This window comes from Vibrio fortis, from assembly GCF_024347475.1.
GTDB classification, from domain to species: domain Bacteria; phylum Pseudomonadota; class Gammaproteobacteria; order Enterobacterales; family Vibrionaceae; genus Vibrio; species Vibrio fortis.
In genome coordinates this window covers 99,247-112,120 of record NZ_AP025487.1, presented here as the reverse complement: position 1 = coordinate 112,120, position 12,874 = coordinate 99,247, and the positions used below count along the sequence as shown (strand labels likewise).

General features: G+C 46.9%; 9 protein-coding genes. 6 read left to right on the top strand and 3 right to left on the bottom strand.

Annotation, left to right across the window (positions count from 1 at the left end; all coding sequences use genetic code 11):
• The first annotated feature begins 6 nt into the window (after window positions 1-6).
• On the top strand, window positions 7-537 hold the full coding sequence (locus tag OCV50_RS00485) for an AAA family ATPase (protein ID WP_261903406.1): 531 nt from the start codon (window positions 7-9) through the stop codon (window positions 535-537).
• Window positions 538-714: 177 nt separating this feature from the next.
• Here the strand turns inward: OCV50_RS00485 and typA are convergent, their stop codons facing one another.
• Window positions 715-2,544 carry a translational GTPase TypA gene (gene typA / locus OCV50_RS00480; protein ID WP_239842201.1) on the bottom strand — a complete coding sequence of 610 codons (1,830 nt, stop codon included), beginning with the start codon at window positions 2,542-2,544 and terminating at the stop codon, window positions 715-717.
• A 553-nt stretch (window positions 2,545-3,097) separates the two neighbouring features.
• On the opposite strand from typA, the gene glnA reads away from it, so the two are divergent.
• The 5 genes from glnA to OCV50_RS00455 all read left to right on the top strand — a co-directional run bounded on the left by glnA (window position 3,098) and on the right by OCV50_RS00455 (window position 10,658).
• Entirely contained in the window at window positions 3,098-4,507 is a 1,410-nt protein-coding gene (glnA, locus tag OCV50_RS00475; RefSeq protein WP_032551090.1) for a glutamate--ammonia ligase, read from the top strand.
• Between the two features lie 189 nt (window positions 4,508-4,696).
• On the top strand, window positions 4,697-5,260 hold the full coding sequence (locus OCV50_RS00470; RefSeq protein ID WP_261903405.1) for a DUF4124 domain-containing protein: 564 nt from the start codon (window positions 4,697-4,699) through the stop codon (window positions 5,258-5,260).
• Window positions 5,261-5,427: 167 nt separating this feature from the next.
• Window positions 5,428-6,504 (top strand): nitrogen regulation protein NR(II), encoded by a 1,077-nt coding sequence (glnL, locus tag OCV50_RS00465; protein ID WP_239842199.1) that lies wholly within the window; start codon window positions 5,428-5,430, stop codon window positions 6,502-6,504.
• A gap of 112 nt (window positions 6,505-6,616) precedes the next feature.
• Window positions 6,617-8,017, top strand: coding sequence for a nitrogen regulation protein NR(I) (gene glnG / locus OCV50_RS00460; protein ID WP_261903404.1), 1,401 nt, complete (start codon window positions 6,617-6,619; stop codon window positions 8,015-8,017).
• Window positions 8,018-8,123: 106 nt separating this feature from the next.
• Window positions 8,124-10,658, top strand: a complete 2,535-nt coding sequence (locus tag OCV50_RS00455) for a phosphodiesterase GepA (protein WP_261903403.1) — start codon at window positions 8,124-8,126, stop codon at window positions 10,656-10,658.
• Window positions 10,659-10,750: 92 nt separating this feature from the next.
• Here the strand turns inward: OCV50_RS00455 and hemN are convergent, their stop codons facing one another.
• Window positions 10,751-12,142 (bottom strand): oxygen-independent coproporphyrinogen III oxidase, encoded by a 1,392-nt coding sequence (gene hemN / locus OCV50_RS00450; protein ID WP_239842196.1) that lies wholly within the window; start codon window positions 12,140-12,142, stop codon window positions 10,751-10,753.
• A gap of 240 nt (window positions 12,143-12,382) precedes the next feature.
• On the bottom strand, window positions 12,383-12,871 hold the full coding sequence (locus OCV50_RS00445; protein WP_261903402.1) for a DUF2489 domain-containing protein: 489 nt from the start codon (window positions 12,869-12,871) through the stop codon (window positions 12,383-12,385).
• Window positions 12,872-12,874 lie beyond the last annotated feature (3 nt).

Below are 12,874 nucleotides of genomic sequence, written 5' to 3'. Positions count from 1 at the left end.
AAATCAATGCAACCTATCATCATTAGTGGCGGCCCTGGTGCGGGCAAAACAACCTTGGTTAACGCACTTGCAGATCGCCACTACGCCACCTTTGCCGAGGCTTCTCGTCAGTTAATTGAACAACAGAGCCAGATTGAAGGTGGCATACTGCCTTGGATCAACCTGCCCGGCTTTGCTGCACTCTGTTTAGAGGTGATGAGTGAGCAGAAGACGCTAGCCAACCAACACTCAATCGCTTTTCTCGATCGCGCTATCCCTGACATCTGTGGTTATCTATCTCAGGCAGAATTAGAGATTGATGAAAAGTACCTAAAGGCGAGTCAGGGTTACCACCCTCAAGTGTTCTTGTGTCGCCCAGAAGCAAGTATCTACGTACAAGATGAGGTGCGCCCTTATCCGTTTGAGGGTGCGTTAGAGATTCACGACAGCTTAGTCGCCCTCTATCAGCAGCTCGGATATAAAGTGATTGACGTGCCGTTTATGACGGTTGAAGAGCGAGTTCAGTTCGTTGAAAGTCACTTAGAAGTCAAAAACTAGATTCCAGATATCTCGTTCCTCGATTCTGGAATGACGATCCAATGAATTGAAATGGTACGCGCTCTTCGTATCTCGCATCCCGCATCCCGCATACTCGTATCTAAGCTAACCAAAAAAACAAAAGCCCCGAGCAGCATCGCTACTCGGGGCTTTTTAATCTCAATCAGTTAAATCTGATTATTTCGCTGCACGTGAAGCACGCTTACGATCCGATTCTGTTAGGAACTTCTTACGGATACGGATGCTTTCAGGTGTTACTTCTACTAGCTCGTCGTCATCGATGAATTCTAGAGCTTGCTCAAGCGTCATGATGATTGGCGGAGTAAGAACCTGTGCGTCATCAGTACCAGATGCACGAACGTTCGTTAGCTGCTTACCTTTCAGTACGTTAACTGTTAGGTCGTTGTCACGGCTGTGGATACCAACAACCATGCCTTCGTATACTTCAACACCGTGACCGATGAACATACGGCCACGCTCTTGTAGGTTGAATAGTGCGTTAGTTAGCGCTTTACCCATACCGTTAGAGATTAGTACACCGTTCACACGTTGGCCGATTTCGCCACCTTTGTGTGGACCGTAGTGATCGAATGTATGGTAAAGAAGACCAGAACCAGAAGTTAGCGTCATGAACTCAGTTTGGAAACCGATTAGGCCACGAGATGGCATAACGAAGTCCATACGTACACGACCTTTGCCGTCTGGAGACATGTCAGTCAGCTCACCTTTACGTAGGCCGATGTTCTCCATGATACCGCCTTGGTGCTCTTCCATAACATCGATAGTTACAGTTTCGAACGGTTCCATTAGTTGACCATCTTCTTCTTTGATGATTACTTCTGGACGAGATACTGCTAGTTCGAAGCCTTCACGACGCATGTTTTCGATCAGGATAGATAGGTGAAGTTCACCACGGCCTGATACGCGGAATTTGTCTGGATCGTCTGTTTGTTCAACACGTAGTGCAACGTTGTGTACTAGTTCTTTCTCTAGACGCTCAAGGATGTTACGTGAAGTTACGAACTTACCTTCTTTACCAGCGAATGGAGACGTGTTTACTTGGAACGTCATTGTTACTGTAGGCTCATCTACAGACAGTGCTGGTAGTGCTTCAACTTGGTTCTGTGCACAGATAGTGTCAGAGATTTTCAGCTCACCAAGACCAGTGATCGCGATTATGTCACCCGCGTTCGCTTGTTCAACTTCGTGACGCTCAAGGCCTAGGTAGCCCATTACTGTGCCAACTTTGCCGTTACGAGTTTTACCGTCTGCGCTTACGATCGTTACTTGTTGGTTTGGTTTAACGCTACCACGAGTTACACGAGCAACACCGATAACACCAACGTAAGAGCTGTAATCTAGTTGAGAAACTTGCATTTGTAGTGGACCGTCTAGGTCAACTTGTGGTGCTGCTACTTCTTCAACGATAGTTTGGAATAGTGGTTCCATGTCTTCGCCAGTTTCGCCTTCTTCTAGAGAAGCCCAACCGTTAAGTGCAGAAGCGTAAACTACTTTGAAGTCTAGCTGTTCGTCAGAAGCACCTAGGTTGTCGAATAGGTCGAATACTTGGTCCATAACCCAATCAGGACGCGCACCTGGGCGGTCGATTTTGTTGATTACAACGATTGGCTTAAGACCGTGTGCGAATGCTTTTTGCGTTACGAAACGAGTTTGAGGCATTGGGCCGTCTACTGCGTCAACGATCAGTAGCACTGAGTCAACCATAGACATGATACGCTCTACTTCACCACCGAAGTCCGCGTGTCCCGGAGTATCTACGATGTTGATGCGGTGATCGTTCCAGTCGATTGCTGTGTTCTTAGCAAGGATGGTAATGCCACGCTCTTTCTCGATGTCATTCGAGTCCATTACGCGCTCTTCAGTCTCACCACGAGATTCTAGTGTGCCTGATTGTTGTAGCAGTTTATCAACCAGCGTAGTTTTACCGTGGTCAACGTGCGCGATAATCGCGATATTTCTTAACTTATCAATCTGTGGAGTAGACATGGATTCTCGATTCACTCATAAAAGTAGCCGCACATCACCTCTAAAATCAGGGTAAGTGCCACTAGCTTGATTAAAAAAACGGTCAATAATATACCAGATTCTAGCAAAAACCCCAGAAATATGTGATCTGAACCAAAGCCTTTTTCCACAGGCGTTTATTTCCGTTAGATAATCGGCCATCAGCTGCTCACTATTCAAAAGAGCCCTGCCTTCTATTTATCTCAGCCAAGCCCGTGAAATCCCTCCTTAAAATAAAAAAGTGGATTGACAACCAATGCAAATCGTTGCTGAATGGTACCCGTTTGTGACTCATATTGGTGCACAACCAAACCATTGCACCACAACAGTGCAACGCGCGATCATTTTGGTGCAAAGAAACGCACCAAGAAAAACACAAACAAGCTAAATTATTGAAATTAATGGATTAAATTTTTTGGCACGCTTTTAGCTTTAGTTAAAACAGCATCGATTAATGCACCGAAAGACATTAATCAATGCTAGTTTCGACCGAATCGAGCACATACCAAATTAATAACACTGGAGGTTATCCAAGATGTCAGTAGAAAACGTACTATCGCTGATCCAAGAGAACGAAGTTAAATTTGTAGACCTACGCTTTACAGATACTAAAGGTAAAGAGCAGCACATCTCTCTACCTGCTCACCAAGTTGACGCAGACTTCTTTGAAGAAGGTAAGATGTTTGACGGCTCTTCTGTAGCTGGTTGGAAAGGCATCAACGAATCTGACATGGTAATGATGCCAGACGCATCATCTGCTGTTCTTGACCCATTCACGGAAGACGCAACGCTAAACATCCGTTGTGACATCCTTGAGCCTGCAACAATGCAAGGCTACGACCGTGACCCACGTTCTATCGCAAAACGCTCTGAAGAGTACATGCGCTCTACAGGTATCGCAGACACAGTTCTAATCGGTCCTGAGCCAGAGTTCTTCCTATTTGACGACGTTAAGTTCGCAACAGACATGTCTGGTTCTTTCTTCAAGATCGACGACATCGAAGCGGCATGGAATACTGGTTCTGACGTAGAAGGCGGTAACAAAGGTCACCGTCCAGGCGTTAAAGGCGGTTACTTCCCAGTAGCTCCAGTTGATTCATCTCAAGACATCCGTTCTGCAATGTGTCTAGTAATGGAAGAGATGGGCCTAGTTGTTGAAGCGCACCACCACGAAGTAGCAACTGCGGGTCAAAACGAAATCGCAACTCGCTTCAACACGCTAACGACTAAAGCTGACGAAACTCAAATCTACAAGTACGTTGTACACAACGTTGCTCACGCATTTGGTAAAACAGCGACATTCATGCCTAAGCCACTTGTAGGTGATAACGGTTCTGGTATGCACGTTCACCAATCTCTAGCAAAAGACGGTGTTAACCTATTTGCTGGTGACAAGTACGGCGGCCTATCTGAAACTGCACTTTACTACATCGGTGGTGTTATCAAGCACGCTCGCGCTATCAACGCATTCTCTAACCCAGCAACAAACTCGTACAAGCGTCTTGTACCAGGCTTCGAAGCTCCAGTTATGCTTGCTTACTCTGCACGTAACCGTTCTGCTTCTATCCGTATCCCAGTGGTACCAAGCCCTAAAGCACGTCGTATCGAGCTACGTTTTGGTGACCCAGCGGCGAACCCATACCTATGCTACGCAGCAATGCTAATGGCTGGTCTTGACGGTATTAAGAACAAGATCCACCCAGGCGAAGCTATGGATAAGGATCTATACGACCTACCAGCTGAAGAAGCAGCAGAAATCCCAACAGTAGCTTACTCACTAAAAGAAGCTCTAGAGTGTCTAGACGCTGACCGTGAGTTCCTAACAGCTGGCGGTGTATTCTCTGATGACTTCATCGACTCTTACATCGACCTTAAGTCTCAAGATGTAGAGAAAGTAAACATGACAACTCACCCACTTGAGTTTGAACTGTACTACTCTGTTTAATCTCTGGTAGAGATAAGCATTCTTACTGCAATCTTGTAAGAATCGCTCACTAAATATTAGGCTCGCCTCGCAGGCGGGCCTTTTTTATGTTCCTCACTTCTCTTCTGCTTCGTACCATTCCCTATCAAATAAGCTCATTTCGACTGCCAACAACGTGCGCATTAATAACACCTGAAAAAGGTCAACCTCATGAAAGCGATATGGATGTTAATTGGAGCGATACTCTCGGGAATCGTAAGTGCTCAAACTGTCTACACTTGGGAAGATGAGAGTGGCGTGCTGCACTTTAGTGATACGCCAGACAGCAACAGAGCCAAGGCATTAAGTTTGCCCGATGTTAAAGCTGTTGCCCCAGCGCCTAAATTTGACAGCACATCGCCAGTTGATCCTCAACCGGTAAAGCCTTTACCGACTGAAGCCACAGCTCACAAAGCACCGGTTCGGGACAAGCCTGATACTCCGGCTCCACTCGAACTGACCCTAATCACGCCGCAGCACGATCAAACCTTGCGCAGCAATCGCGGTTTAATCGCTATTGAAATAGAGCTCAACCGAAAACTCGGCATTGGGGAACAACTACAATTGATGCTAGATGGGCGCCGTTATGGTGCACCGCAAACTTCATCAACATGGGCCCTAAAAAACATCGATCGCGGCACACATACCATTGCTATTCAAGCACATAGAAGCGGCAAGCTTATTGCATCTACTACTCCAGTCACTGTGTTTTTACACCGTGCAACGATCAAGTAGGCCAATGTGCACAAAACAAGCCCAGTTTGTCTGTTTTTCACCGAATACTGACCACTTTAGGCAACAGATAGGAATTATCTTTAGCTTCTGGTTGAGATGCGCCATACTTGAACTTATCAACGCACCAATTTGGTGCAAGGAAATAATCTCAGTTCAAGGATGTCACAGTGAATCGATCAGCGCAGAGCGACAGTATAGAGACACATCAATTATCTAACGCCATACTCGACAATATGGTGACAGCGACCTTGATGCTCGATGAGCAACTCTATGTTCGTTATGCCAACCCTGCCGCCGAACAACTCTTTTCACAGAGTGCTAAACGCATCGTCGATCATCCACTCAGCCAGCTTATTCAACACGCCTCTCTCGATCTCGCACTGCTGACACAACCACTACAAAGTGGGCAAAGCATCACTGACAGTGACGTGACCTTTGTGGTCGATAACCGCCCGTTGATGCTGGAAGTCACCGTAAGCCCAATGACGTGGCAACGCGAGACTTTATTACTAGTAGAGATGCGCAAGATAGACCAGCAAAGACGCCTCAGCCAAGAGCTGAACCAGCATGCCCAGCAACAAGCGGCCAAGCTATTGGTGCGCGGCTTAGCCCATGAAATCAAGAATCCATTGGGTGGACTGCGCGGCGCGGCGCAGCTTCTTGGGAAAATGCTGCCAGACCAGTCTCTGAATGAATACACCCAGATCATCATCGAGCAAGCCGATCGCTTGAGAGCCTTGGTTGACCGCCTGTTGGGTCCTCAGAAACCGGGCAAAAAGAGTGAAGAGAACCTTCACCAGATCCTAGAAAAAGTACGTCAACTGGTAGAGTTAGAATCAGGCTCTTCGCTAGCGATTGAGCGCGACTACGATCCAAGCTTGCCTGATATTTTGATGGATTCGGCTCAAGTCGAGCAGGCAATGCTCAACATTGTCAGCAACGCGGCGCAGATTTTAAGCTCACAAGAATCGGGCAAAATCACCATTCGCACCAGAACGGTGCATCAAGCGAACATTCATGGGCAACGACACAAGCTGGCGGCACGCATTGAGATCTGCGACAACGGACCGGGTATCCCAGATGAGCTCAAAGATACCCTCTTTTATCCAATGGTCAGCGGACGAGAAGGGGGTACCGGTCTTGGATTATCCATCTCGCAGAACCTGATTGACCAACACAACGGAAAAATCGATGTTGAGAGCTGGCCGGGGAATACCACCTTCACCATCTATCTACCGATTTAACAAATTTATTGGCATCAACGGAGGGCTGCTCTGATGGTGCTGACAACAAGATATAACAGCATAAAAACAACAATGATCATCACAATAGAATTGGCTGCAAAGGAATGGAACTATGAGTAAAGGATATGTTTGGGTCGTCGATGACGATAGCTCTATCCGCTGGGTCGTTGAGAAGACGCTCTCTTCGGCGGACATTAAGTGTGAAACCTTCGCGGATGCGGAGAGCGTGCTCATGGCATTGGAGCGCGAAACCCCTGATGTTTTAGTCTCAGATATCCGCATGCCGGGTATCGACGGTATCGAGCTACTTAACCAAGTTCAGCAGCGTTCGCCGGATCTGCCGGTCATCATCATGACTGCTCACTCAGATCTCGACGCAGCCGTTAACGCTTATCAAAAAGGCGCTTTCGAATACCTACCTAAACCATTCGATATTGATGAGACCCTAACGCTGGTTGAGCGTGCAATTGCCCACAGCCATGAACAGAAGCGTGAACAAGCCAGTGAAGTAGTCGATACCAACGCACCAGAAATCATTGGTGAAGCGCCAGCGATGCAAGAAGTTTTCCGTGCTATCGGTCGTCTATCGCGCTCTTCTATTTCTGTGTTGATCAATGGTGAATCCGGGACAGGTAAAGAGCTGGTTGCTCACGCCCTGCATCGTCATAGTCCCCGTGCAACGAAACCCTTCATCGCGCTCAACATGGCCGCGATTCCAAAAGACTTGATCGAATCAGAGCTGTTTGGTCATGAAAAAGGCGCCTTTACCGGTGCCAATAGCGTGCGCCAAGGCCGTTTTGAACAGGCCAACGGCGGTACCTTGTTCTTGGATGAGATCGGGGATATGCCACTCGATATCCAAACGCGTCTATTACGTGTCCTTTCAGATGGGCAGTTCTACCGCGTTGGTGGTCATTCAGCGGTTAAGGTTGATGTGCGCATCGTCGCGGCAACCCACCAAGATTTAGAGCGTTTGGTGCACGAAGGCGATTTCCGTGAGGATTTGTTCCACCGCCTCAACGTGATTCGTATCCACATCCCTGCTCTACGCGAACGTAAACAAGACATCGAAAAGCTGACGCAACATTTCCTGAGCTCAGCGGCTGAGGAGCTTGGGGTAGAGGTAAAAGCACTTCACCCAGAGACCATCGCTAAGCTCAATCAACTCAACTGGCCAGGTAACGTGCGTCAGCTAGAAAACATCTGTCGCTGGCTCACCGTAATGGCAAGTGGCAGTGAAATATTGCCCTCAGATCTTCCACCAGAATTACTCGAAGAGAAGAGTGTTACCACCAGCGATAGCGGTGATAGTTGGCAAGTTCTATTAGCAAATTGGGCAAAGTGTGCGCTTGATTCCGGAGAAAAAGAGCTGCTTTCTTATGCGCTTCCTGAGTTTGAACGTATACTACTTGAAGCGGCTTTGAACCATACTAATGGCCACAAACAAGATGCTGCGAAAGTGCTCGGTTGGGGACGAAATACCCTAACTAGGAAGCTAAAAGAGTTGTACTAGCTTAGATATGCTCAAACTTGCAGTTACTTTTTAATCAAAAAAGTGTCGCTTGACTGGGACGGAGTCGGTACAATTACAGTGCAACATACAAAAGTTTTAGTCAGCGATGTCCATAAAAACCCAAATTACACTCAGAACCGCAGTGGTTCTGCCGTTTGTGATGATTTTTCTCTTCACTATAGGTGTAATGGTTTTAACCCAAAAGAGCAGCTACGAGGAAATGGTTCGTGATGTCAGTGCGCGTCAATTAACGTCGCTGACAGAAAACGTACACCAAAGCCTTTCTGAATTTTTAGAAAAACCTTTTCACGCGAACTTATCTCTGAGCCATAACATCGGATATCACCAACTGTACCACCCTGGTGACCTGCGTGAGGTTCAAGCTTATATTCTGCAGAGTTTCTCAGGGCACTTTTCGACCATCGAACAGCTGGATGTGATTGGCTTTGGTTCTGAAGACAGTAATTACGTTGGGTTTCGTAAAGAGGCCAATAACGGCTATACACTGATGGTTCAAGATGACCGCACTCAGAATAAACTGGTCATCTATCGTGGCAGCAAAGTCAGCGACGATATTCGCTCTGTTATCGAGAATTATGACCCACGCGTTCGCCCTTGGTACACGCCTGTTGCTCACAAAACCAAACCTTCATGGTCAACGATTTACACCAATGCTGATGAGAGACAGGAGATCACCCTCTCTGCCCTAGCACCTATTTATGACCAAGGTGAGTTTAAGGCGGTTATCGTCAGCGACATCAAAATTGATACCTTCAACGCCTTCCTAAAACAGCTCAAAGACAAGACCAATGCCTCCGTTTACATCATGGACAAAGAGCAACGTATGGTCGCGCACTCAGATGGTGGTAGCGTTGTCTCATGGGGTAATACGCGCCATTCAGATCGCGGAGAGAGACTGCTGGCATCAGAAAGCCCGAACCCAATCATTCGTGAAAGTGCAGCCTACGTCGATCAATTCCATCTCATTGATGATGAACAGGTTCACCGTTTTACGTTCAATCTCGACGGCGAGCGCTTCTTCAACCAGATAACCCCATATACTGATGAACATGGCATTACTTGGTTCATTGGTATGTCTATTCCAAAAACGGACTTGTTAGGCAAGCTGCCAGAGAATCAACGCAATAGCTGGCTACTGGGTTTACTACTGAGCTTTGTTGGTATAACACTTGGACTATTAGCATTTAATCGCGTTACTCGACCAATCACCTCAACCGCTGATGCTGCAAAACAGCTCGCGAAAGGCGATTGGGAAAGCACCATGCCACAGCCTGGCAATATCTACGAAACCAGTATGTTGGTTGAAGCCTTTAACGAGATGACCAACAACCTCAAGTCGTCATTTAATGCGCTGCAAACTCAGCTCACATACGACTCATTGACCAAACTGTACAGCCGTGAAGGCTTAGTCGGGGCTGCCAAAAAGCACAATATCGCTAACACCGGGACCCTGTACTTGGTGGGTATCGACCGATTCCGTGATATTAACGACAGCCTTGGACACTACAATGGCGACCAATTGCTGATCATCGCCGCTGCTCGCCTGCGAGGTATTCTGCCAGAGCATTACTTGTTGGCTCGTACTGGTGGCGATGAGTTTGCGATTTACGCTCCCGACGTCACTGGCCAAGAAGAAGTCAATCTGCTGGCTAACCGACTTCTGCAGACCTTCGCCTCCCCTTTCTGTATGGAATCAGAAAATGTGGTGATCAACATTTCGATTGGTATTGTTCAGCAGTGCGAAGACAGTGATATGACTCTATGGCTGCGCAACAGCAGCATCGCTTTGAGCAATGCAAAGCAAGATAAAGCGCGTGTCAGCATCTATAGCCCTGAGATGGCCAACGCCTCAAGGCATCGCACGCAGATGCTAGCTCGTATCAATAAAGCGATTGAGAAGCAACAGTTCGAACCCTTCTATCAACCTATTATCGATTTAGAAACAGGCACAACGATTGGTGCTGAAGCACTGGCTCGATGGGTGACGGAACAGGGTGTTATCGCACCTTTGGAATTTATTACTCTGGCGGAAGAGACTGGACTCATCAGCGATATTGGCCAACAGATACTGCATAAATCGTGTCGAGATACCGCGATTGCGATTGAGACGGGTATGTGGGCGCCGGATTTCTCAATTCACGTTAACTTAGCCGTTGATCAGTTGAGCCAACCAGGCTTCGTTGAGCAAGTTAAAACGACACTGCGTGACACTAAGCTGCCTGCTCAAAACCTCACCTTGGAGATCACCGAGTCGCGCATCGTTGATAACGACCCAACCATTATTGACAACATGCTGGCTCTCAAAGCGTTGGGGATTTCGATTGCGATTGATGATTTTGGTACAGGTTATTCGTCATTGGCGTATCTACAAAAGTTGCCATTTGATTGCCTCAAGATCGATCGCAGCTTCGTCAACAAACTAGAAAAAGAGAACCTCGATAGTTCAATCGTGGCGGCGATTGTGAATATTACGCACGGATTTAAGGTTAACTTGGTGGCGGAAGGCGTAGAAACCCAGCAACAGGCAGACTTGCTCAAACAGTTAAAATGCCCGCAAGCACAAGGCTTTCTATACAGCCGTCCTGTACCATTTGACGAGTGGCCACGTCAGCTGAGTTAGCTGAGGGTTTGATGGTTATCGAATAAAAAATGCCAGCATCTAAGATGCTGGCATTTCTATAGGTAAACCAAATATTGTAAAAACAGGCTCGCTTAGATAACGCGCGAGAACTGCTGCTGACGCGCTTTTGCACGCAGATATTTATCGAAACACATACAGATGTTACGAATCAGCAGTCGACCACGTAGGGTTACGCGGATCTCTTTGTCATCTACTTCCACTAACTCATCGTTAATGAAGGTTTGTAGCAGCTCTAAATCTTCTTTGAAGTAGCGATTAAAGTTAACTGAGAACTCAGACTCAATCTGTGTCTTATCCAATTTAAAGTTACAGATCAGTTGCTTAATCACTTCACGACGTAATAGGTCATCGCTATCTAGTGCAACACCTTTCCATAGAGCATGACGCAGCTCGTTCACTTGAGCGTAATACTTCTTCAGCTCTTTCTGGTTCTGTGCGTAAGCGTCACCCACCATAGAGATTGCCGAAACACCGAAACCAATCAGGTCACATTCACCTTGGGTGGTGTAGCCTTGGAAGTTACGATGCAGAATACCTTCACGTTGCGCTACCGCTAGCTCATCTTCTGGCAGAGCAAAGTGGTCCATACCGATAAACTGGTAACCCGCACCGGTTAGCGTCGCGATGGTATCTTGCAGAATCGCCATCTTCTCTTCTGCTTTTGGTAGATCTTCATCTTTAATCTTACGCTGAGCCGCAAACAGTTGAGGCATGTGAGCGTAGTTAAATACCGATAGACGACCCGGTTTCATCTCTAGCACTTGCTTTAGCGTGTCAGCAAACAAGGCTTGAGTCTGCTTTGGCAGGCCGTAGATAAGGTCAAGGTTGGTAGAACGGAAGCCTAAGTCTTTAGCACGTTGTACCATCGCAATAATGAACTCTTCATCTTGCTCACGATTAACTAGCTTCTGTACTTCTTTATTGAAGTCTTGTACGCCAATGCTCAGACGGTTAAAGCCTTCACTGCGCAAGTGATCAAGCATGTCTAGCTCAATCTCACGAGGGTCAACCTCGATGCTGATCTCAGCATCTTGAGTAAAGTTAAACTCATCACGCAGGATCATCATCAGACGTGTGATTTGTGCTTTACTCAGGAAGGTAGGCGTACCACCGCCAAAGTGCAGTTGTGTCACTTCACGGCCTTGCAGCAGTGCAGCGCGCTGGCGGATCTCATGCTCGATGACATCCAGATACTCATCAGCCTTATGCGAGTGACGAGTGATTACCTTGTTACAACCACAGTAGTAACAAAGCTTGTGACAAAACGGGATATGTACGTAAAGAGAAAGCGGGCGCTCAGGGTACTGAGTACACGCCATGTCATAATCAGAGACCGTGAAAGCTTCATGGAACTCCAACGCAGTTGGATAAGAGGTGTAACGCGGACCAGAATAGTTGTACTTGTCTAAGATGGCTTGATCCCAAACGATTTGCTGGCTCGTTACTGCTGGCTTGCTCGACATGATGGTATTTCCAATTTAGATCCGCGAATACTGACGTACTCTCAAATCATTTTACATACATTAAAATATAGACGGGTTATTTTGCCACACGACCAGTAAGGACGTTTGACCGCTAAACGCTTTTTGAGCACCAATGCTCAAAATTGATAGCTTGATCACTAACCGACTTAGGGGATGTAAGATAACACAAAGGTAAGAGGGCTTATTTGATGTGACACCACACCACATAAGCCCTTTATATTAGATCATTTGAATGTTGATTTGGTTATTAAGCGGTTTTACTTTCTTCTGTAACTGCTTCAACTCTTCAATGATGGATTCATTCAAGCGTGACTCTGCTTTTTGTCGAGTCAGGTTCTGCTGCATACGCTCGCGCTTCGGAAGATTTTGTCGATCTTCGCCACGCGCCATATCCTTAACCACGTGATACAACTCTGAAGTTGCTGGGTACTCGGCGTCAAAGTCGACACGCTCATCCCCTTGAACAAAGTCCATGATGTTGTATACACGAATACTAATCTCAGACAGATCGCACTGCCCTTGAATGCCAGCAAGGCATAGGGTGTTAACGTTGTCGAAAATGTTCGCGTTACGCTTCTCGATGGCCAGAGCCTTATGCTGCCTTTGCAACTCCGTCTGCTTCTTCACTTGAAGTAGAAGGTAACCTGCGTAACAGCCCAAGCCGAGAACGATAATTCCGCCAGCAATTGCTAATAAGGTTACATTCATTGG